The sequence below is a fragment of the Mycolicibacterium parafortuitum genome (assembly GCF_010725485.1).
Lineage (GTDB): Bacteria > Actinomycetota > Actinomycetes > Mycobacteriales > Mycobacteriaceae > Mycobacterium.
In genome coordinates, this window is record NZ_AP022598.1 from 5,147,127 (window position 1) to 5,168,917 (window position 21,791).

Sequence of the window (21,791 nt, forward strand, 5' to 3'; positions counted from 1 at the left end):
CAGGGAAGAGCCATACGATCAGCGCATGGCGGAGCTGTCGCTGGAAGGCCTTCGGGTGTGCCGCGAGGTCGCGCTGCTGGGATCGTTCACCGCGGCGGCGCGATCTCTGGGGTACTCGCAGCCTGCGGTTTCGCGGCAGGTCGCGGCGATGGAGGCGGCCGTCGGTTACCGGTTGTTCGCCCGCGCGGTGCGCGGGGTCAGCCTCACCCCGGCCGGCACCGTGGTGATCGAGCATGCGGCCCGCATCCTCGGTGCGACCGCGGCGCTGCGCCACGACGTGGACGGCCTCGGTGAACGGCTGGCCGGACGGGTGGCGGTGGGCGCCTTCCCGGCGGCCATGTCGGTACTGGTGCCGCGCACCGCGGCGCAGCTGGCGGGCGACTACCCGGCGTTGGCGATCGGGCTGACCGAGGGACCGTCGCGGACTCTGGTGCGCGATCTGCGGGCCGGCCGACTCGACATCGCGGTCATCGCGACCGGCCCCGGACTCCCCGACTACGACCTCGACGGCCTGGTTCAGCACCGCATCTATGCCGGTGACATGTGCGTCGCGGTGCCCGCCGACCACCGACTGGCCGGATTGGGCCGGGTCCCGGTGCGCGAACTCACCGACGAGCAGTGGATCGCCGGGGCGGGATCTGCGGGCGACCCCCAGTTCACCGCCTGGCCGACGCTGGACGAGCCGAACATCCGCCACCGCGTCGTCGGGTGGCCGGCCCGCTTGGGACTGGTCGCCGCTGGACTGGGCATCTGTGTGATGCCGGAGCTGGCGGCGCTGTCGGTGCCCGCGGGCGTCGTCACGATCGGCGTGGACGATCCGGTGTGGCCGGGACGGGCGTCGGTGGCGCTGACGCCCGCCGCGCCGAGTGAGGAAGTGCGGGCCGTCGTGACCACACTGCGCGCGGTCGCCGACGGTTTACGGCCGTCGGATTAAAGCTCTCCGGCGTCGATCGCGTCCTTGACCTCTTGCGCATGCGCGACCTGTTCGGCGGTGTACCCGATGAACAGCGCCACACCGCCGACGATCACCGCGACCGCCGCGACCCACAGCAGGCCGTACGAGTAGCCCTGGTCGAGCGCGTGCATCTGAGCGGCGTTCATGTCCTTGACCGGGCCGGTGGTTCCGCCGAGGTACAGCGTGCGCGAGGTGATGACGGCCTGGATCACGGCCAGCACGACGGGTCCGCCGAGGTTCTGCAGCATCAGCGCGATCGCCGAGACGGGACCGATCTGGTCGAAGCCCACACCGGCGATCGCGGAGATCATCAGCGGCACCACGATCATCCCGATGCCCAGGCCGCCGATCGTGATCGGCAGCACCAGGTTCGGGAAGTACGGGATGTTCGCATCGAGTGTCGAGCCGTAGATCATCGCGGCCAGCACGAGGACGCCACCGCCGATCACCAGCACCCGCGGCGGGTACTTCGAGACCAGCCCCGAGGACACCCCGAGGCCGATGCCCAAAGCGATCACGAACGGGATGAAGCCGACGCCGGCCCGCAGCGCGCTATAGCCCATGATGTCCTGGACGTAGAGCCCGATGGTCACGGTCAGCGTGAACATCACGCCACCGGCCAGGAACACCGCGGCGAAGGTGGCGACCCGGTTGCGGTCGAGGAAGAGGCTGAACGGCACGACCGGGTTCTCGGCGGTGCGCTCGACCCACAGGAACGCGAGCAGACAGCCGACCGCGGCAACACCGGAACCGATGGTCACCGGCGACGTCCAGCCTGCCTCCGGGCCCATCGAGAAGCCGAACACCGCTGCGGTACAGCCCATGGTGGCCAGCAGCGCGCCCGCCGCGTCGAGCTTGAGCCGTTCGCGACTGGTCTCGCGCAGCGTCTTGCGCGCCAGATAGATCATGATCAGGCCGATCGGCACGTTCACCAGGAATGCCAGCCGCCACGACACTTCGGTCAGCGCGCCGCCGACGACAAGACCCATCACCGATCCGACACCGGTCATCGCCGCGAACACCGCGGTCGCGGCGTTGCGGGCCGGCCCCTTCGGGAAGGTCGTCGCGATCAGCGCCAGCGCGGTCGGGGATGCGATCGCCGCGCCCACGCCCTGCAACAGCCGCGCGATCACCAGCGTTGCCTCGTCCCAGGCGATACCGCACAAGATCGACGCGATGGTGAACAGCGTGACGCCGACGATGAAGGTCCGCTTGCGCCCGATGGTGTCGCCGAGGCGACCGCCGAGAAGCATCAGACCGCCGAACGTCAGGACGTAGGCGGTGATGACCCAGCTGCGTCCGGCATCGGACAGGGACAGTTCGTCCTGGATCTTGGGGAGCGCGACGATCGCGATGGTGCTGTCCATCGTCGCGAGGAGCTGCATGCCGCCGATCGCGATGACCGCGGCGAAGAACCGGCGCGACGGCACCCAGGCCGGGGTCTTACCCCGTGGTCCCGAGTCACCTCCGCGGCCACCCGCCGTCTCACCCGGCGCCGTGACGCGGGCCGGCAGGGCTCGGCCTGAGGCCTTCGAGCCCTGTCGTCCTTTACCTTTAGCATCACGTTGGATGGCGGCACGCTCCGCATCGTTGAGAGCCGTCATACCGGGTTACCCTACAGTAATCTTAAGAACTCTTTAAGCGCCGAAGGCCGCCACTGCGCCGATCACGATGATCGCCGGCGGCCGAATCCCGTCCGACCGGACCTTCTCCGGCGTTTCCGCGAGGGTCGCCCGCAAACTCCGCTGCGCCGACGTCGTTCCGTGTTGCACCACCAGAACCGGTGTATCTGCAGGTCGGCCGCCATCCAGCAGTGCCTTGACGAACAGCTCGATGCGTTCAACCGCCATCAGCAAAACGATGGTGCCGTTCATTGCGGCGAGTGCGTCCCAATTCACTAACGATTCGGGGTGGTCGGGCGCCAGATGGCCGCTGACCACCACGAACTCGTGCGTGAGACCGCGGTGGGTCACGGGGACGCCGGCCAATGCGGGCACCGCTATGGCACTCGTCACACCGGGTACCACGGTGACCGGTATCCCGGCCTCGGCGCACGCGATCACCTCTTCGTAGCCGCGGGCGAACACGAACGGATCACCGCCCTTGAGCCGGACCACGAACTTGCCCTCTTTGGCCCGGTCGATGAGCACGCTGTTGATCGCGTCCTGCGCCATCGCCCGGCCGTACGGGATCTTGGCCGCGTCGATGACCTCGACCTCGGGAGACAGTTCGGCGAGCAGTTCCTGCGGCGCGAGCCGGTCGGCGACGACGACGTCGGCGTGTGCGAGCAACCGCCTGCCGCGCACTGTGATCAATTCCGGATCGCCGGGCCCGCCGCCGACCAGTGCGACGCCGCCCTTGACGACACCGGCCGCCTCGCCCGCGTCCTCGGCGATCACACCCTGTTGCAGCGCCTCGCGGATCGCGGTGCGGATACCTGCCGAGCGCCGGTGCTCCCCGCCGGCGAGCACGCCCACCGCCAGCCCCTCGTACTCGAAGGTGGCCGGGGTGACCGCGGTGCCCTCGACGGCGATGTCGGCGCGCACACAGAACACGCGGCGCCGCTCGGCGCCGGCCACGATGGCCGCATTGACGTCCGGATCGTCGGTGGCGGCGATCACATACCAGGCGCCGTCGAGGTCATCATCACGAAACTCCCGCAACGTCAACGTGATTCCGTCGATGGCCTCGACCACCGGGGTGGCGGCCAAGGTCACGACGTGGACGTCGGCGCCGCTGGCGACCAGCAGCGGCAGGCGCCGTTGCGCGACGGTTCCGCCGCCGACGACGACCACTTTCTTACCTGCCAGGCGCAGCCCCACCAGATAGGCGTTGTCCGACGCCCCATTGCTGCTCGCGTCCGCAGAAGTCACCCGCCGAGCCTAGTGGTTTGCCGCGGCCGCGACGAAGCGGGCGACGGCCTGCGGATGCGCGGCGGCGTGGGTGTGCAGGTAGCCGGCGTGCACGCCGCGCTGCACCGCGCCGTCCTCGACGGTGCGCCCGCCGCGGCCGCCGTAGCGCCACGCCGGATTCCGGTCGGGTGCGAATCGGACTGTGGTGCGGTGGAATTCGTGGCCGGTGACACGTTCGCCGATCGTGTGCAGCGGCGACTCGGTGACCGCGACGGCGTCGCGGTAGCCCAGCGTCAGCGAGTCGGTGAACGACGCCGACCCGGCCAGCACGCCGCACATCGGGTGGCCGTCGAGGTCGTCGACCAGGTAGGTCAGCCCCGCGCATTCGGCGTGCACCGGCGCACCGGCGGCGGCGAGCGCCTTGATCTGGCCGCGCACCGTGTCGTTGGCCGACAGCTCGGTGCCGAACTCCTCGGGGAAGCCGCCCGGCAGCACCAGCGCGGCGGCGCCGGCGGGCAGCGGGTCGCACAGCGGGTCGAACTCGACGACGTCCGCGCCGGCCGCGCACAGGATCTCGCGATGCTCGGCGTAGCCGAACGTGAACGCCTTGCCCGCGGCCAGCGCCACGGTGACGGGTTCGGCGGTGGTGGCGACCTGAGCCGGGGTCCACGGTTCGTCGGGCACCCGGCTCGCGGCGACCGCGGCCACCGCGGCCAGGTCGACGTGGCGGGCCACCAACTCGGTCATCGCGGCGACGGCGGCGGTGGCGCGGCGGCCGTGTTCGGTGGCGGTCACCAGCCCGAGATGCCGCGACGGCACCGCCAGTTCGTCGGCGCGGGGAATCGAACCGAGAACCGCCACCCCGGCGTGATCGCAGGCCTGGCGTAACACCTCGTCGTGGCGTGCGGAGCCGACGCGGTTGAGGATCACCCCGGCGAGCCGCACGCCGCGGTCGAAGGTCGCGAACCCGTGCAGCAGCGCCGCGACGCTGTGGCTCTGACCGCGGGCGTCGACGACGAGCACGACCGGGGCGCCCAGCAACGCGGCGACGTGGGCGGTGGAACCGCGTGCCGGCCCGGTCGTCGCGTCGCTGATGCGGCCGTCGAACAGGCCCATCACGCCCTCGACGACCGCGATGTCGGCGTCGTCGCTGCCGTGCCGGAACAGCGGGCCGATAAGCGGCTCGCCGACCAGCACCGGGTCCAGGTTGCGGCCCGGCCTGCCGGTGGCCAGCGCGTGGTAGCCGGGGTCGATGAAGTCGGGGCCGACCTTGAACGGCGCGACCCGGCGCCCGGCCTGGCGCAGCGCGCCCATCAGCCCGGTGGCCACGGTGGTCTTGCCGCTGCCCGACGCCGGCGCGGCGATCACCACCGCGGGCGTACTCACCGGTTTCCCCGCGAGCGTGCGTGTCTGCGGGCGACACGCCCCAGAAATCGCGAACGTCGCGCACGCTCGCGACGGATGAGCGCACGCTCGCTCACCACTCGATGCCCTTCTGGCCCTTGCGTCCGGCGTCCATCGGGTGCTTGATCTTGGTCATCTCGGTGACCAGATCGGCGGCGTCGAGCAGCGCCTGCGGTGCGTCCCGGCCGGTGATCACCACATGCTGGGTGCCCGGGCGGTTGGCCAGCGTCTCGACCACTTCCTCCGTGTCCACCCACCCCCATTTCAGCGGATAGGTGAACTCGTCGAGCACGTAGAAGTCGTGACGCTGCTCGGCGAGCCTGCGCGAGATCTCGGCCCACCCGTCGGCGGCGGCGACGGCATGGTCGGTCTCGGTGCCGGGCTTGCGGGTCCATGACCAGCCCGCGCCCATCTTGTGCCATTCGACGGGTCCGCCGACACCGCGTTCGGTGTGCGCGCGACCGAGTTCGACGAGCGCGGTCTCCTCGCCGACCTTCCATTTCGCACTCTTGACGAACTGGAACACCGCGATGTCGAAACCCTGGTTCCAGGCGCGCAGCGCCATCCCGAACGCGGCCGTCGACTTCCCCTTGCCCGGTCCGGTGTGCACCGCCAGCAGCGGGGCGTTGCGCCGGGCTCGTGTCGTCAGGCCATCGTCGGGAACCGTCAGTGGTTGTCCCTGAGGCATGGCATCACCCTTCTACGCGGCGCCCTTCACCAGCGCGGTCAGATTCTCGGCCCGCAGTTCGTCCAGGCGTACGGCGGGGGCGTCGAGCCGGTGGGCCAGCTCCTGGGCGAGATCGAGTCGGATATAGGAGGTTTCACAGTCGACGACGACCGCCGCCGCGCCTTCGGCCACCAGCCGGGCCGCCGCCGCCCTGGCCCGGCCCAGCGGGTCGGGCCCGCCGGTGGCGCGTCCGTCGGTCAGCACCACCACCAGACTGCGGCGTGCGCGGTCGCGCGCCCGTTCCCGCACCACCATGTCGCGGGCGGCCAGAAGCCCTTGCGCCAGCGGTGTTTTGCCACCGGTGGCGAATCGGCTCAGCCGACGGCTCGCGATGTGCACCGAATTGGTCGGCGGCAGCAGCACCTGGGCGTCCTGGCCGCGAAAGGTGATCACCGCGACCTTGTCGCGGCGCTGGTACGCGTCGCGCAGCAGCGACAGCGTCGCGCCGCTGACCGCCGACATCCGGTCGCGGGCGGCCATCGATCCCGACGCATCGACGACGAAGATCACCAGGTTTCCCTCGCGGCCCTCCCGGACCGCGCGGTGCACGTCGTCGGCACCGGGACGCAGCGCGCCGGGCCCGGCCTGCCGGCCTGCCGCGGCGAGCAGCGTCGCGAACACGTGCATACCGTGCCCGGAGTCGGGCTCGGCGGTTGCCGCGATCACCGAACCGGTGCGGTTGCGCGCCCGGGACCGCCGCCCCGGCGCCCCCTCCCCCACCCCGGGCACGACGAGTGTCCTGGTCTTGAACGTCGGCGACGGAGCCGCGCTCTGCCCGCTGCGCGGCGCGCAGCCGCGCCGCGGCGTCTCCTGTTGGGATGAATTCTGCTGCGGCACATCACCGTTCGCGGTTTCCTGCGGCTCACCCCCGCCGCCGGGCGGATCAGGGTCGGGCTCGGGTTCCCGGTCGGCGGATTCACCGGCCTGTTGCATCGCGTCGTCGAGTTGCCCGGGGTCCAGACCCGGGTCGTCGAACGGGTCGCGGCGCCGGCGGTGCGGCAGCGCGAGTTCGGCGGCCACCCGGATGTCGCTCTCGTCCACGGTCGTATCGCCACGCCACGCGGCATGGGCCACCGCGGTGCGCGCCACCACCAGGTCGGCGCGCATACCGTCGACGTCGAACGCCGCGCACAGCGCGGCGATCCGGCGCAGCTCGTTGTCGGGCAACACCACTCGCGACACCAGCGCCCTGGCCTCGGCGATGCGGGCGGAGAGCTCGGCATCGGCGTCGGCGTAGCGCCGCGCGAACGCAACCGGATCGGCCTCATAGGCGAGCCGGGCGCGGATCACCTCGGCGCGCACATCGACGTCGCGGGAAGCCGCCACGTCGACGGTGAGCCCGAATCTGTCGAGCAGCTGCGGGCGCAGTTCGCCCTCTTCGGGGTTCATCGTGCCGATCAACACGAACCGGGCGTCGTGGCTGTGCGAGACGCCGTCACGTTCGATGTGCACGCGCCCCATCGCCGCGGCGTCGAGCAGCACGTCGACGAGGTGGTCGTGCAGCAGGTTGACCTCGTCGACGTAGAGCACGCCGCGGTGCGCCTTCGCGAGCAGCCCGGGTGAGAACGCGTGCTCACCGTCGCGCAGCACCTTCTGCAGGTCCAGCGACCCGACGACGCGGTCCTCGGTGGCCCCGATCGGCAGCTCCACCAACTGGCCGCCGCCGTCGCCCGCGGCCGCATACGCCGCCGAGAGCACCTGCGCCAGACCACGCACCGCCGTCGACTTCGCGGTGCCCTTCTCGCCGCGGATCAGCACGCCCCCGATGTCGGGGCGCACCGCGCACAGCACGAGCGCCAGCCGCAGCCGGTCGTGCCCGATCACCGCGCTGAACGGATAGATCGGCACCGCCGACGACGCGTTGGAAACCCCCGTCACGGCTTGACCATCGCCACGTGCGGGATGCCGTCGTCGAGGAACTCCTCGCCGTCACGCACGAACCCGTGCCTGCCGTACATCTCCGCCAGGTAGGTCTGGGCGTTGATGTGGCACGGATAGTCGCCGACCTCTGCCAGCGCGGCCTGCAGCAGCCGGGTGGTGTGGCCCTTCCCGCGGTCGCTACGCCGGGTACACACCCGGCCGATGCGGAACGCCTTCTGCCCGGCGGGGTGCTCCTCCATCAAGCGCAGCGTCGAAATGACTTCTCCTTCAGCGTTTTCCAGCCAGAAATGGCGGGTCTCTGCGAGCAGGTCGCGGCCGTCGAGCTCCGGGTACGGTGTCGCCTGCTCGACGACGAAAACCTCGACCCGAAGTTTGAGCAGCCCGTAGAGCGTCGCGGCGTCGAGGTCCTTGGCCCAGCTACGGCGCAGCGGCACTGTCATATGAGCAGCCGGATCAAACGGTCGCCGCGGTCGGAGTGTGCTCGGTGCCCGCGGTCGATTCGCCGTCTGCCGTGGCGGGCACCGCCGAGGCGGGATTGTCGAGCTTGAGCACCTTGGTGCCGTGTGCCCACACCTCGTCGAAGAGCTTCGGATTCTCGGACAGCTTGGTGCCCAGCGACGGCACCATCTCCTTGAGCTTGGGCTCCCAGGACGGGTAGCGGTCGGCGAAGCAACGCCGCATCACGTCGAACATCGCGGGCACCGCGGTCGACGCCCCCGGCGACGCGCCGAGGAGTCCGGCGATGCTGCCGTCGGCGGCCGAGAGCACCGTGGTGCCGAACTCGAGAACGCCGCCCTTGCCCTTGGCCTTGCGGATCACCTGCACACGCTGGCCGGCGATGTCCAGCTCCCAGTCGGAATTCTTTGCGGTCGGCGCGAATTCGCGAAGGTTCTCCACCCGAGCGGCCTCACTGAGCAGCAGCTGGCCGATCAGGTACTTCAACAGACCCATCTCGGTCAGGCCGACCCCGAGCATCGAGACCAGGTTGTCGGGCCGCACCGAGAACGGCAGATCGGTGATCTTGCCCTGCTTGAGGAACTTCGGCGACCAGCCGGCGAACGGCCCGAACAGCAGCCAGGACTTATCGTTGATGACGCGGGTGTCGAGGTGCGGCACCGACATCGGGGGCGCCCCCAGCGGCGGCAGACCGTAGACCTTGGCCTGGTGCCGGGCGGTGAGGTCCGGGTTGCCGGTGCGCAGCCACTGGCCACCGACGGGGAACCCGCCGAATCCCTTGGCCTCCTTGATGCCCGCCTTCTGCAGCAGCGGCAGAGCCCCGCCGCCGGCGCCGACGAACACGAACTTGGCGTTGAACACCCGCTTGTGGCCGGTGCGGCCGTTGACGACCTTGACGTTCCAGGTGCCGTCCGACTTCTGGTCGAGGTCGGTCACCGAATGACCGAACAGCGTGGACAGCCCTTGTTTGGCACCGAATCCGAGCAGCTGACGCGACAGCGACCCGAAGTCGACGTCGGTGCCGTCCTGCGTCCAGTTCAGTCCGACGGGCTCGCGCAGGTCGCGGCCCTCGGCCATCAGCGGCAGCCGGCGGGCGAACTCGTCGGTGTCGTCGATGAACTCCATCGTCGCGAACAACGGGTTGGTGACCAGCGCGTTGTAGCGCTTGCGCAGGTACTGCACGTTGTCGGCGCCGGTGACGAAGCTGACGTGCGGGATCGGGTTCAGGAAGCTGCGCACCTCGGGCAGCACGCCGTTCTCCACCGCATAGGCCCAGAACTGTCGCGACACCTGGAACTGCTCGTTGACGTTGATGGCCTTGCTGATGTCGATCGAGCCGTCGGGCTTGGCGGGCGTGTAGTTCAACTCGCAGAGGGCGGAGTGGCCCGTGCCCGCGTTGTTCCATGCGTCGCTGCTCTCGGCCGCGACCCCGTCGAGGCGCTCGACCAGCGTCATCGTCCAGTTCGGCTCGACCAACCGCAGCAGCGCGCTGAGGGTGGCGCTCATGATGCCGGCGCCGACGAGCAGGACGTCGGTCTTCTCTGCTTCTGACACCTTTTCGTGGGTCCTTCGTGGTCGCTGCCCGTTACTCACGGCTTACCGGTGTTCAGGTTATCCCGCCACGGTCGGGGTCAACCCGCCGACCGTGTCACACGATTAGGGTGGCAGGCGTGTCTGGATGGGAGCCCGACGTGCTGCCCGGATACCGGCAACGCACCTACGCCCTCGGGCCCGACCCGGACGGCGAAGGCGATCTGGTGGCGACGCTGGTGCGTCGAGGGGAACCGGACCCCGACGCGCGGCACGCGGTGCTGCTGGTGCACGGCTTCACCGACTACTTCTTCCACACCGAACTCGGTGACCACCTCGCGGCCCGCGGCTTCGCCGTCTACGCCCTCGACCTGCACAAATGCGGGCGATCCCACCGGAACGGACAGACCCCGCACTTCACCACCGACCTGTCGCGCTACGACGCCGAACTCGGATTGGCCCTCGACGGGATCGCCGCGGAGTCCCCGCGCGCACAGGTGATGGTCTACGGGCATTCGGCCGGCGGGCTGGTGGTGTCGCTGTGGCTGGACCGGCTGCACGCCAACGTGGGCACCGCCACCGACCGGGTGGCCGGCCTTGTGCTGAACGCGCCGTGGCTGGATCTGCAGGGGCATGCGATCTTGCGCACACCGGCGGCTTCGGCGGCGATCATGGCGATCCGCAGGTTCCGCAAGAACGCGGTGATCCGGCGGCCCCATCCCGGCGGTGGTTACGGCGCGACGCTGCACCGCGACTTCTTCGGGGAGTTCGATTACGACCTGCGCTGGAAGCCGGTCGGCGGGTTCCCGGTCACGTCCGGCTGGCTGCACGCGATCCGCCGCGGGCAGGCCCGGCTGCACCGCGGTCTGGACGTCGGTGTGCCGAACCTGATCCTGCGTTCGGACCACAGTGTCCGCGAGACCGTCGACCCGGAACGGATCCAGCGCGGTGACGCGGTGCTGGACGTGGCCCAGATCGCCCGCTGGGCGGGTTGTATCGGGAACCGGTCGACGGTGGTGCCGATCGTCGACGCCAAACACGACGTTTTCCTGTCCCTGCCCGGTCCGCGCGCCGTCGCCTACGCCGAGCTGGACGCCTGGCTGGACTGGTACCTGACCGACCGGCCGACCACCGCGACATCATCCGACGGGAGCACTGACCATGGCTGACTTCGACATCGCCATCATCGGCACGGGGTCGGGCAACTCGATCCTCGACGAACGCTATGTGGACAAGCGGGTGGCGATCTGCGAGAAGGGCGTCTTCGGTGGCACCTGCCTCAACGTGGGCTGCATCCCGACCAAGATGTTCGTCTACTCGGCAGGGGTGGCCGAACAGATCAGGGAGTCAAGCAGATTCGGCGTCGACGGACGCATCGACGCGGTGCGCTGGCCTGACATCGTGTCCCGGGTGTTCGGCCGGATCGACCCGCTGGCCGCCGGTGGCGAACAGTACCGGCGCTCGTCACCGAACGTCGAGGTGTTCGACAGCCACACCCGCTTCGCCGGGCCCGACGACGGCGACGGCTACCGGCTGCGCACCGACGACGGCGACGAGTTCACCGCCGCGCAGGTGGTACTCGCCGCCGGGGCCCGCGCGACCGTGCCGCCGGCGATCCTCGACTGCGGCGTCGCCCATCACACCAGCGACACCATCATGCGGATCTCGGAACTGCCCGAGCATCTGGTGATCGTCGGCGGCGGTTTCGTCGCCGCGGAGTTCGCACACGTGTTCTCCGCGTTGGGATCCCGCGTGACGATCGTGCTGCGTGGCACAACAATGCTCACCCATTGTGACGACACGATCTGCGAGCGTTTCACCGACATCGCGGGCAAGAAGTGGGAGATCCGTAGCCGCCGCAACATCGTCGGGGGTAGTTCCGACGACAGCGGGGTCACGCTGCGCCTCGACGACGGTGCCACGTTGCGGGCCGACGCGCTGCTGGTCGCGACCGGCCGGGTGCCCAACGGCGACCTGCTCGACGCGCATCTGGCCGGGGTCGAGGTCACCGATGGCCGGGTCACCGTCGACGAGTACCAGCGCACCACCGCCCGCAACGTGTTCGCGCTCGGCGACGTCAGTTCCCCGTTCCAGCTCAAGCACGTCGCCAACCACGAAGCCAGGGTCGTCAAGCACAACCTGCTGCAGGACTGGGACGACACCGAGAACCTGATGCCGGCCAATCACCGCTTCGTGCCGTCGGCGGTGTTCACCGAACCCCAGATCGCATCGGTCGGGCTGACCGAGAACGAGGCGCGCGCGGCGGGCTACCGGATCCGGTCCAAGGTGCAGGACTACGCCGACGTCGCCTACGGGTGGGCGATGGAGGACGCCACCGGTTTCGCGAAGCTGATCGTCGACGACGACAGCGGGTTGCTGCTCGGCGCTCACATCATGGGTCATCAGGCGTCGTCGATCATCCAGCCGCTGATCCAGGCGATGGCGTTCGACCTGCCCGCCCAGGATATGGCGCGCGGGCAGTACTGGATTCATCCGGCGCTGCCCGAGGTGGTCGAGAACGCGCTGCTGGCGCTGTGTGGGGAGCCGCCCTGGCCGCCGGGACGGCGGCATTAGGCAGAAGCCGCCGGGACGGCGGCATTAGGCACAAGCCGCCGGGTCGCGCCGGTAACCGCGGTCGGCCGCGACGTCGGCCAGCAGGCTGCGCAGCGCGCGCCTGCCACGGTGCAGCCGCGACATCACCGTGCCCTTCGGGATGTCGAGGACGTCGGCGATCTCTTGATAGCTCAGCCCCTCGACGTCGGCGTAGTACACGACCAGGCGCTGCTCGGTGCGTAGCGCACCGAGCGCGTCCCTGACCTCGTCGTCGCCGAGCGCTTCGAGCGCCGCGAGCTCCGCTGACGCCGATCCCGTCGACGAGTGGTTCAGCTGCGCATGCAGTTGCGCATCGGTCAGCTCGTCGGAGAGCACCTCCTTGGGTCGACACTCGGCGCGCCGATGCGACTTGATCCAGGTGTTCGTCATGATTCGGAACAGCCACGCCCGAACGTTGGTGCCGTCCTCGAACTGATGAAATGCCCTGTAGGACTTCATCATCGTCTCCTGCACCAGGTCCTCGGCGTCGATGGCGTTACCGGTGTAGCGCCGGGCCGCGCGGTAGAGCTGGTCGGTCAATGGCAGCACGTCACGCTCGAAGCGTTGCAGCACTGGGTCTTTCACTGTCGCGGTCATGTCGTAACCTCCAAAGCCGCTGTCTGGGCGTTGGTTCCAACTGTATGGATGTCGCGGCGGGACGCCAGATGTGCATAGAAAACTCAAACACATATGAAATCTCTATGAGGTGCTGACGCGGGCCGCCGGAAGGGGCGACAATGGGCTGATGACGTCCGCGCCGGTCGAGGATCAGGGACCCCGCCGTGCGATCCTGGGCAAACTGCCCCGGATGTACCGCGCCGACGGGTCCGCCATCCGCGTGCTGCTCGTCGACGACGAGCGCGCGCTGACCAACCTCGTCAAGATGGCGCTGGCGTACGAGGGGTGGGAGATCGATGTCGCCCACGATGCCGCCGAAGCCGTCGCGAAGTACCGCGAGAACACCCCTGACCTGCTGGTCCTGGACATCATGCTGCCCGATATGGACGGCTTGGGTGTGCTGGAACAGCTGCGCGCCTCCGGCACGTACACCCCGACGCTGTTCCTGACCGCGCGCGATTCGGTGGCCGACCGCGTGACCGGACTGACCGCGGGCGGCGACGACTACATGACCAAGCCGTTCTCGCTCGAGGAACTCGTGGCGCGGCTGCGGGGACTGTTGCGCCGGTCGGCCTTCCTGACCCCGGCCGACGACGAGACCCTGACCGTCGGGGACCTCGTCCTGGATGCGGCCAGCCGGGAGGTGACGCGCGACGGTGAGGCGGTGGCGCTGACCTCCACCGAATTCGAACTGCTGCGCCTGCTGATGCGAAATCAGCGAAAGGCGCTGGACCGCAACGAGATTCTGCGTCAAGTGTGGAACTACGATTTCGGCGGGCGCTCGAGCATCGTCGACCTGTACGTGTCGTATCTGCGGAAGAAGGTCGACGCGGGCCGGGCGCCGATGATCCACACCGTGCGCGGGGTCGGGTACATGTTGCGGCCCGCGCAATGAGGCGCCTCTGGCAGAGCTGGACGCTGCGGCGCCAACTGGTCATCGGCGTCTCGGCCGTGGTGGGCGTCGTCCTCATCACCGTCGGCACCCTGTCGGTGGTGAGCCTGCGGAGCTCCGTGCTGGGCATGATCGACGTCCAGCTCGCCGCCGCCGCCGACGGCGGGATCAAATCGGTGGCGAAGTACCGCAGCACCCCGGGCCCCGGTGGCGCACTGCCCCCGCCGGGCACGATGAAACCGCTGACCCAACTGGTCGGGCAGGCACCCGACAACGTCGTGGTGCTGATCCGCGACGGCGAGGCGGTGGATTCCGCGGTGTTCGGCGACGGCGACGCCCAGCAGGCGGCGCCGGATGCCGTCGCCGCGATCGCCGGGCTGGACTGGACCGATCCGACGGTGCGCACCGTCAAGGTGCCCGGGCTGGGCTGGTACCGGATGGTGAGCCGACCCGGCGACGGGGACGAGTTCCTGGTCACCGGGGTGTCGCGGGCGCCCGCGTGGGATGCGATGGTGCGCGAGACGGTGGTGGTGTCCGCAATGACGGTGCTGGCGCTGGTGATGACGGCACTGGGCACCATCGCGATCGTCCGGTTCGCGCTTCGGCCGCTGAGGAGGGTCGCGTCGACGGCCGCGGAGGTGGCCGCGCTGCCGCTCGACCGTGACAACCATTCGATCACCCCGCGGGTGCCGAACGGTGACACCGACCCGCGCACCGAGGTCGGCTTGGTCGGCGACACCCTGAACCGTCTTCTCGACCATGTGGAGCAGGCGTTGTCGGACGTCGCCGCGTCCGACCGGCGGATGCGCCAGTTCATCACCGACGCGAGCCACGAACTGCGCACGCCGCTGGCCGCGATCCACGGCTACGCCGAACTGACCCGCCAGGACAGCGCGGTGCTGCCCGAGACGACCGAATATTCGCTGGCACGCATCGAGGCCGAGGCGCGCCGAATGAACGCCTTGGTCGCCGACCTGCTGCTGCTGGCCCGCCTCGACGAGGGGCAGGATCTGCAGAGCTGCGAAGTGGACCTGGCCGAGCTGGTGGCCGACGCGGTCAACGACGCGGCGGTGTCCGCACCGACCCACCGGTGGTCGGCGCACGTTCCCGGGAAGCCCGTCTGGGTGCGCGGCGACCGCGCCAGGCTGCACCAGACGCTGGCGAACCTGTTGTCCAACGCCCGGGTGCACACGCCGGAGGGCACCACGGTGACGACGTCGGTGCGCACCGGCAGGGGCGATGACGGCATCGGCTATGTCGAGATCACCGTGGCCGACGACGGGCCGGGCATCGATGCCGACCTGCTGCCGCATCTGTTCGAGCGGTTCGTGCGCGCCGACAAGTCCCGCTCCAGCCGCACGGGCAGCTTCGGGCTCGGCCTGTCCATCGTGGCGTCGATCGTCGAATCCCACGGCGGCACGATCACCGCCCGCTCGGCGTCGGGCACCACCGCGTTCAGCATCCGCCTGCCGACGGTGGCCGCGCCGGCGCCGGCGCGACGCTGAAACCCCACGGCAGTTCGAGCCGGTGCGCGGCGAGCAGGTCGGCGTCCGACAGCACCTCGGCCACCGGCCCGTCGGCGACGATGACGCCGCCGTCCATCACGATCGCGCGATCGCACAGCTGCGCGGCGTAAGGCAGATCATGGGTGACGATCAGCATCGTCGCGTCCAGACCGGCCAGCGTCTCGGCCAGCTCCCGCCGCGCGACCGGGTCCAGGTTGGCCGACGGTTCGTCGAGCACCAGCACCTCGGGTTCGCAGGCCAGCACGGTGGCCAGCGCGGCTCTGCGCCGCTGGCCGCCTGACATGTGTGCCGGGCTGCGGTCGGCGAGCTCGGTCATCGACACGACGGCGAGGGCGTGTGCGACCCGGGCGTCCAGCTCGGCGCCGCGCAGGCCGAAGTTGGCCGGGCCGAACGCGACATCCTGCGCGAGCGTCGGCATGAACAGCTGGTCGTCGGGATCCTGGAACACCAGCCCGACCCTGCGCCGGATGTCGCGGATCGTGTTGCGCGACAGCGTGTGTCCGCCGATCTCGACGGTGCCGGCCGTCGCGGTGAGCACTCCGTTGAGGTGCAGCATCAGCGTGGTCTTGCCCGCGCCGTTGGGTCCGAGCAGCGCGACGCGCTCCCCTGCGGCGATGTCGAGGTCGATGCCGCCCAGCGCCTCGTGTCCACCCGGGTAGCTGTACCGCAGCCCGCGGATCCCGATGGCGGGGACGGTCACAGCGTCGCCCATGCGCTCGCCGCCACCGTGACCGCGGCCGCCGCGGGCAGCAGGGCCACGGCCCATTGTCTCGGTGTCGCGGTAGCGACCCCACCGGCGCCGACCGCCAGATGCGGGACGTGGCCGTCGAATCCGCGGGACAGCATCGCCAGGTAGACACGTTCGCCGCGTTCGTAGGAGCGCAGGAACAGCGATCCCACGCCGCGCGCGGTCGCCCCGACCTGGTGCAGCATGGTCGGCGAGTCGCCGCGCGAGATCCGCGCCATCCGCATGCGTCTGGCCTCGGCGGTGAGCACGTCGATGTAGCGGATCATCAGGGTCAGCACGCTGACGACCAGCGCCGGTACGCGCAGCCGGCTCAGCGCGACCGGCAGCTCACGGGCTGTGGTCGTCGCGGCGACGGTCAGCGATGCCGCGACACCGAGCGTGCCTTTGACCACGATGCCCCACGCCGCGTACAGACCGGCGACGGACAGCTGCATCCCGGCCACCGTGACGCGCTCGCCGCCCTCGGAGAACGGCAACAGCAGCGCCAGCACCACGAACGGCGCCTCGATCAGCATGCGCGGCAGCATCCAGCGCAGCGGGATCCGCGCCGCGCGCCAGACGGCGAGGATGATCAGCCCGTAGACCGCGAAGGGCCAGAACAGCTCTCGCGGAGTGGCCACGACGGCGAGCACGAACGCGGCCAGACAGACGATCTTGACCTCGGCGGGCAGCCGGTGCACCCGGGAGTCGCCGTCGCGGTAGAGCGGATGGGAATGTCCGCCACCCACCGTCAATCCCCCACTGCGGACTTCGGTTTCGCAGCCTTCGGTTTCGCGCGGGCGATGAGCCAGAACGCGCCGCCCGCGACGGCCACGGTGACGAGCACACCGACGATGCCCGCCCATCCTCCGGTGCCGTCGCGGCCGTCCACCGCGTAGTCGGCGAGCGGCGATCCGGCCAGCGGATGCTCCTGGGCGTGCTGGGCGATGCAGTCACCCTCGAGCAGTTCACCGTCGGAGGTTTCGACGACCTCGCACCCGCGCAGCGTCGCCGAATCCAGCCCGTCGGGGCTCGAGCTCGCGAACGAGGACACCACACCCGCGATCAGCAGGGTGGCCGCGGCGAACGCGGCCCAGAACCACCAGCGCCGCGTCATGCCGGGACCGCCTCTGCGGCATGCTGGGTGCGTAACAGGTACACCAGGTCGGGCCGGGCCCGCACCACCGCGACCACGGTCAGCGCGGTGATCACGCCCTCGCCGATACCGATCAGCACGTGGGTGCCGAACATGTAGGCCGCGACGGTCCCCAGCGAGGTCGTCGCCGCCCCACCCAGGGCGTACTGCAGCACGAATCCCATGGCCGCGCACACCGTTCCGATCAGAGCGGAGAGGAACGCGATGGCGCCGACCACGGGGACGGGCACCGCGGGGCGGCCGCGCCGCAGCAGCCGGTAGAGCAGAACCGCGGCGCCGTAGCCCGCCGCGACCCCGATCACGGCCATGTTGGTGATGTTGGTGCCCAGCGCGGTGACACCGCCGTCGGCGAACAGCAGCGCCTGCACGATCAGCACGATCGAGACGCACAGCGCGCCGGTGTACGGGCCGACCAGGATCGCCGCGAGCGCACCGCCGAGCAGGTGGCCGCTCACGCCGGGCAGGATCGGGAAGTTCACCATCTGGACGGCGAAGATGAACGCCGCGACCAGGCCGGCCAGCGGTACGGTGCGCTCGTCGAGTTCCGCCCGGGCGCGCCATGCGCACAGGCCCACCGCGACGACGGCGACGGCGACGAACAGCAGCGAGATCGGCGCGTTGATGATGCCGTCGCTCATGTGCATAGCGACGTAGTCGACGGTCATTCCGGGAGCCTATTCCTCCATGTGAACACCTGTCTAGCTGAACAGATGGCAGGTTTACCTGTCGATGTGCAGCAGGCGCTCGGCGTTGAGGTGGCTCAGTTTGGCGCGGTCGTCCTCGGAGATCGGGGCGCCGGCCAGGAACGCCGTCGCCGTTGCGATGTCCTCGTAGGGATAGTCGGTCGCGAACAGGACGTGGTCGGACCCGAGGGCCGACAGCGCACACAGCAGGGGCGCCGCGTCGCAGACGCCGCTGGTGGTGACGTAGAGGTTGCGCCGGAGGTACTCCGACGGGTGCCCCAGGTCGAGTTCGATGCCGTGATGGCGATGCCAGTCCCAGCGCGAGTCCAGCCGCCACAGTGAGTAGGGCAGGCTTTCGCCCATATGCCCCAGCAGCAGCTTCGCACCCGGGAAGTCGTCGAAAACCCCGCCGAACACCATGCGCAGGGCGTGGGTGGCGGTGTCGGTGCCCCAACTCCACATCGGCCCGATCAGCTCGGGATGTCCGGCGATGACGTGCGGGGTGTCGAATCCGATCGCCGGGTGCAGGTACAGCGGGACGTCCAGTCGCTCGGCGGCCTCCCACACCACCCGCAGCGGCGGCGCATCGAGGTAGACACCCAGGGTGTGCGCATTGACCAGCGCGCCGCACAGTCCTAGTTGCTCGACCGCGCGCTCCAACTCCTTCGCCGCGGCGTCCGGGTTCTGCAGCGGCAACGCGGCGAAACCGCGGAACCGGCCCGGGTTGGCCGCGACGACGCCGGCGACGAAATCGTTGACCTCACGGGCCCGCTCCACCGCCAGCTGCGGATCGGGTTCGGCCTGGATACCCGGCGCGGTCAGCGACAGCACGGCCACGTCCACCCCGGCGGCGTCCATATCGGCCAGCCGCAGCTCGGCGAGGTCGGCCAGTCTGCGCTCCGCTTCCTTCCAGATCTGGGGCTGGGCGAGTGAGCGGGTCGGGTCGCTGTAGTGCGCCAGGTCGGCGGTGAGGAAGTGCTCTTCCAGTGCGATGGTGCGCATGTTCGTCCCGCTCTCGCCGACTCCTACCCGTGGACTCGACACTACGCGCAGCGGCGCCCGCCGGGGTCGACGATCGCGCGCTCGTGTGGAGAACCGTTGCGCTCAAGACGCTTTCGGTTTGTCAACGACGATCAGCCGTGCCGGGCGCCGATCCAGTGCAGCAGATCGTGGACGACTTCATCCTCCAGCCGGTAGGTGACCGACCGGCCCGCGCGGGTGCTGTTGACCCAGCCCTGCTGGCGCAGCACTCGAAGCGCCTGCGAGACGGCGTTCTCCGAGCGGCCGAGCGCCGCGGCCAGGTCGCTGACGCAGATGCCGGGCGCGCGGTGCAGGCACAGCAGGATCTCCAGGCGGTGCGGGTCGGACACCAAGTCGAACCGCTGCGCCCAACCCGAGGTATCGACTTCCGCCAGCGCCGACGACGCCCGATCTACCAGCTGCTGATCCTCCACACGGCAAATGTAGTCCCCACCGGCCGCGCAGCAGCCGACATGTACTGCGTGGCGGTCACCGTAGGTGCTCCACGTCGGCCCTGCGGTACCCGAGTCGCCGGCCGTCAGGCCGCGTGGTCTTCGGGTGGTGCGGGTCCGCCGGGTTCGCCGGGTTCGCCGGGGGTGTCGGGTTCAGCCGCCGCGCTGTCGTTTTCGGGCTCCTCGGGTGGGCGCAGGAGTCGTTCGGGGCGGTGGTAGGTGTTCACGCGAGCCTGTCCGGTGTCGAGAAGCTCCGGTGGAATCCACTCGACCTCGCCGCGGGTGTTCATCCGGGTGGTCCAGGCAGTCGGGTCGTCGGGATTGACGCTGCGGTTGTCGGGTCCGCAGGCCAGGCCGAGTTCGTCGATGTTGGTGAGCCCGCCGCGCGCCCAGTCGGTGACCACGTGATGGACTTGGCTGCCGTAGGCGCCGACGGTGCAGCACGGCTTCGTACAGCCGCCGTCGCGGGCGATCAACATGATCCGCTGCTCAGGGGTGGCGATGCGTTTGGTGCGGAACAAATCCAGCGCCGCCCCGGTGGCCTTGTCGAACACCGCCAGGTAGTGATTGGCATGCCCGCCCATCCGGATCACGTCTTTAATGGGCATCTTGGTGCCGCCACCGGTGACCCCGATCCCGGCGCGGGATTCGAGGTCTTGCAGCGTGGTGCGGATGATGATCGACACCGGCAGCCCGTTGAGTGTGCCCAGTTCGCCGCTCATCAAAGCGATGCGTCCGACGGCGATCAGCGCGTCGTGCTGGCGCTGGGCCAGGCTGCGATCGTCAGAGTCGATCTGGGCTTGTGACGGGGTGCCCGAGGTGCAGGGTTCCGGATCAGCGGGGTTGCACATGCCGGGGGCGGCGTATTTGGCGAAGATCACCTCCAGCACCGCCCAGGCTTCCGGTGTCAACGTCGCGGTGAGGTCGACCATCCCATCGGCACGCTGCTGGTGCTTGGTCACCCCGCGCTGGCGGGCGCGTTCGGTGTCATCGGGTTCGGGGCCGTCCTGATCCAACAGAAACAGGATCAGCTCCGCGGCGTCCTTCAGCTCTTTCGGTCCGGCCCCGACCGCGGTGCGGACCAGGTCGACCTCGAACTGCTCGCGCGTGGCCGTATCCACCCAGGACGGGAGTTTGGCCACCGATTTGCGGATGACGTCGACGTGTTCAGGGTTGATCAGCCCGCGTTCTTGGGCGATCGCGGTGGCCGGCAGCAGCGGCGGCAGCGCCGGCCCGGTCACCGACGGGCGCGGCGCCAACAGGCAAGCTTCGGTCAGGCGCCGATTCGCTTCGGTGACCGATAGCCGCCACCGGATCCGCAGCACGTCTTTCCAGGATCTGGCGCCCATCTCCCGGGCGGTGGTCTCGGTCTGCAACCGCGCCAATAGCCGGTGCCCCAGCCCGGGCAGTCGGCAGCTCAGGGTTTCGAGCTCGTCGAGGGCTTCGAGGAGTTCGTCGCGGGTCAGCAGCTCCAGATCGCAGGCCGCCACAGTGTCGAACGCGGCCCGCAGCGCGCTGACCGCGTCCTGCAGGCCCGTCCTCGACATGACTCGAACATACATTCGACCCCCGACAAATCCGGCGGGCCGAGAGAACCCTCAGTCCAGGAAGCCATGCAGCAGCGCCGCCGACGCCCAGACATGGGCGGCCATCATCGCTGCGGCGGTGTCGGCGTCGCCGGCCAGGATCGCGGACACGATTGCCTCGTGCTGCTCGTCGGAGTGGGTGATGTTGCGCCGCAGCAGCGGTATGCAGTCGAGCATCTCGTTGAGGCGCATCCGGTTCTGCGCGACGAGCGGCACCAGCGACGGCACACCGGCAGCCTCGGCGATCGCGAGATGTAGACGCGAGTCCAGCCGGCGGAAATCGTCGGCGGCCGCGGTGCGCACGTCGATCAACCGCGCCCGCAACGCTTCTCGATCCGCGTCCGTCAGCGTGCGTCCCGCCGCCATCCGCGCGGCACCGACCTCGAGGATCTCCCGCAGCCGCAGAACGTCGTCGATGTCGGCGCGGTCGAACTCGACATGGTCGGGCCGCGGCGGTGGCAACTCGTCGGCCAGAAAGGTGCCGCCGTAGCGGCCACGGCGTGACACCAGATAACCCGCCTCCGACAACGACTTGATGGCCTCGCGCACCGTGTCACGGCTGACGCCGAGCCGGGTCGCCAGCTCCCGTTCCGGGGGAAGCGACTCCCCTGGTTCCAGCACCCCGAGCCGTATCGTCTGCAGCAGCCTCTCGACGGTGTCCTCGAACGCGTTGAGCGGCCGCACCGGGCTCAGCAGTGCCTCGGAAGCCGTCGGCTCCGGTGCGCTCATCGCCG

21 protein-coding genes are annotated in these 21,791 nt (G+C 69.8%); 5 read left to right on the top strand and 16 right to left on the bottom strand.

What is annotated here, in order from left to right:
- The first annotated feature begins 25 nt into the window (after positions 1 to 25).
- Positions 26 to 934, top strand: coding sequence for a LysR family transcriptional regulator (locus NTM_RS24315; protein ID WP_104861335.1), 909 nt, complete (start codon positions 26 to 28; stop codon positions 932 to 934).
- On the opposite strand, the gene NTM_RS24320 is transcribed toward NTM_RS24315, so the two are convergent.
- The 7 genes from NTM_RS24320 to mqo all read right to left on the bottom strand — a co-directional run bounded on the left by NTM_RS24320 (position 931) and on the right by mqo (position 9,829).
- Complete coding sequence (locus NTM_RS24320) at positions 931 to 2,559, bottom strand: MFS transporter (protein ID WP_104861334.1); 1,629 nt, start codon at positions 2,557 to 2,559, stop codon at positions 931 to 933. The two genes, NTM_RS24315 and NTM_RS24320, sit on opposite strands and share 4 nt — an antisense overlap.
- A gap of 33 nt (positions 2,560 to 2,592) precedes the next feature.
- Entirely contained in the window at positions 2,593 to 3,828 is a 1,236-nt protein-coding gene (gene cobA, locus NTM_RS24325; protein ID WP_163768595.1) for a uroporphyrinogen-III C-methyltransferase, read from the bottom strand.
- 9 nt (positions 3,829 to 3,837) lie between these two features.
- Complete coding sequence (locus NTM_RS24330) at positions 3,838 to 5,193, bottom strand: cobyrinic acid a,c-diamide synthase CobB (RefSeq protein ID WP_163768598.1); 1,356 nt, start codon at positions 5,191 to 5,193, stop codon at positions 3,838 to 3,840.
- Between the two features lie 91 nt (positions 5,194 to 5,284).
- The gene (cobO, locus tag NTM_RS24335; protein ID WP_104861331.1) at positions 5,285 to 5,899 is read right to left on the bottom strand and encodes a cob(I)yrinic acid a,c-diamide adenosyltransferase; all 615 of its coding nucleotides are present in this window, start codon (positions 5,897 to 5,899) and stop codon (positions 5,285 to 5,287) included.
- 12 nt (positions 5,900 to 5,911) lie between these two features.
- Positions 5,912 to 7,816, bottom strand: coding sequence for a magnesium chelatase subunit D family protein (locus tag NTM_RS24340; protein ID WP_232079827.1), 1,905 nt, complete (start codon positions 7,814 to 7,816; stop codon positions 5,912 to 5,914).
- Positions 7,813 to 8,259 carry a GNAT family N-acetyltransferase gene (locus NTM_RS24345; protein WP_083145716.1) on the bottom strand — a complete coding sequence of 149 codons (447 nt, stop codon included), beginning with the start codon at positions 8,257 to 8,259 and terminating at the stop codon, positions 7,813 to 7,815. Before NTM_RS24345 ends, NTM_RS24340 begins: the two co-directional genes overlap by 4 nt.
- Before the next feature lie 13 nt (positions 8,260 to 8,272).
- On the bottom strand, positions 8,273 to 9,829 hold the full coding sequence (gene mqo / locus NTM_RS24350) for a malate dehydrogenase (quinone) (RefSeq protein WP_163768601.1): 1,557 nt from the start codon (positions 9,827 to 9,829) through the stop codon (positions 8,273 to 8,275).
- A 116-nt stretch (positions 9,830 to 9,945) separates the two neighbouring features.
- On the opposite strand from mqo, the gene NTM_RS24355 reads away from it, so the two are divergent.
- Together NTM_RS24355 and mtr are read left to right on the top strand one after the other, a co-directional pair.
- Positions 9,946 to 10,974, top strand: coding sequence for an alpha/beta hydrolase (locus NTM_RS24355; RefSeq protein WP_163768603.1), 1,029 nt, complete (start codon positions 9,946 to 9,948; stop codon positions 10,972 to 10,974).
- Positions 10,967 to 12,379, top strand: coding sequence for a mycothione reductase (gene mtr / locus NTM_RS24360; protein ID WP_104861328.1), 1,413 nt, complete (start codon positions 10,967 to 10,969; stop codon positions 12,377 to 12,379). Before NTM_RS24355 ends, mtr begins: the two co-directional genes overlap by 8 nt.
- 24 nt (positions 12,380 to 12,403) lie before the next feature.
- Here the strand turns inward: mtr and NTM_RS24365 are convergent, their stop codons facing one another.
- Positions 12,404 to 12,994 carry a sigma-70 family RNA polymerase sigma factor gene (locus NTM_RS24365; RefSeq protein WP_163768606.1) on the bottom strand — a complete coding sequence of 197 codons (591 nt, stop codon included), beginning with the start codon at positions 12,992 to 12,994 and terminating at the stop codon, positions 12,404 to 12,406.
- A gap of 148 nt (positions 12,995 to 13,142) precedes the next feature.
- On the opposite strand from NTM_RS24365, the gene NTM_RS24370 reads away from it, so the two are divergent.
- The gene (locus tag NTM_RS24370) at positions 13,143 to 13,910 is read left to right on the top strand and encodes a response regulator transcription factor (protein WP_163768609.1); all 768 of its coding nucleotides are present in this window, start codon (positions 13,143 to 13,145) and stop codon (positions 13,908 to 13,910) included.
- Positions 13,907 to 15,412 (top strand): sensor histidine kinase, encoded by a 1,506-nt coding sequence (locus tag NTM_RS24375; protein ID WP_163768612.1) that lies wholly within the window; start codon positions 13,907 to 13,909, stop codon positions 15,410 to 15,412. Before NTM_RS24370 ends, NTM_RS24375 begins: the two co-directional genes overlap by 4 nt.
- On the opposite strand, the gene NTM_RS24380 is transcribed toward NTM_RS24375, so the two are convergent.
- The 8 genes from NTM_RS24380 to NTM_RS24415 all read right to left on the bottom strand — a co-directional run bounded on the left by NTM_RS24380 (position 15,363) and on the right by NTM_RS24415 (position 21,786).
- Positions 15,363 to 16,145 (bottom strand): energy-coupling factor ABC transporter ATP-binding protein, encoded by a 783-nt coding sequence (locus NTM_RS24380; RefSeq protein WP_163768614.1) that lies wholly within the window; start codon positions 16,143 to 16,145, stop codon positions 15,363 to 15,365. The genes NTM_RS24375 and NTM_RS24380 overlap by 50 nt on opposite strands.
- Positions 16,130 to 16,909: a cobalt ECF transporter T component CbiQ gene (gene cbiQ, locus NTM_RS24385; RefSeq protein WP_163768617.1), complete on the bottom strand. Its 780-nt coding sequence runs from the start codon at positions 16,907 to 16,909 to the stop codon at positions 16,130 to 16,132. Before cbiQ ends, NTM_RS24380 begins: the two co-directional genes overlap by 16 nt.
- A gap of 2 nt (positions 16,910 to 16,911) precedes the next feature.
- Positions 16,912 to 17,277, bottom strand: coding sequence for a PDGLE domain-containing protein (locus NTM_RS24390; RefSeq protein ID WP_104861322.1), 366 nt, complete (start codon positions 17,275 to 17,277; stop codon positions 16,912 to 16,914).
- Entirely contained in the window at positions 17,274 to 17,981 is a 708-nt protein-coding gene (locus tag NTM_RS24395) for an energy-coupling factor ABC transporter permease (protein ID WP_104861321.1), read from the bottom strand. The genes NTM_RS24390 and NTM_RS24395 overlap by 4 nt, the downstream gene beginning before the upstream one ends.
- Positions 17,982 to 18,035: 54 nt before the next feature.
- On the bottom strand, positions 18,036 to 19,001 hold the full coding sequence (locus NTM_RS24400) for an amidohydrolase family protein (RefSeq protein WP_163768620.1): 966 nt from the start codon (positions 18,999 to 19,001) through the stop codon (positions 18,036 to 18,038).
- A gap of 131 nt (positions 19,002 to 19,132) precedes the next feature.
- On the bottom strand, positions 19,133 to 19,453 hold the full coding sequence (locus NTM_RS24405) for an ArsR/SmtB family transcription factor (RefSeq protein ID WP_420872533.1): 321 nt from the start codon (positions 19,451 to 19,453) through the stop codon (positions 19,133 to 19,135).
- A gap of 104 nt (positions 19,454 to 19,557) precedes the next feature.
- The gene (locus NTM_RS24410) at positions 19,558 to 21,033 is read right to left on the bottom strand and encodes an HNH endonuclease signature motif containing protein (RefSeq protein ID WP_163768623.1); all 1,476 of its coding nucleotides are present in this window, start codon (positions 21,031 to 21,033) and stop codon (positions 19,558 to 19,560) included.
- Positions 21,034 to 21,069: 36 nt separating this feature from the next.
- Positions 21,070 to 21,786: a FadR/GntR family transcriptional regulator gene (locus NTM_RS24415; RefSeq protein WP_163768626.1), complete on the bottom strand. Its 717-nt coding sequence runs from the start codon at positions 21,784 to 21,786 to the stop codon at positions 21,070 to 21,072.
- Positions 21,787 to 21,791: the final 5 nt, after the last annotated feature.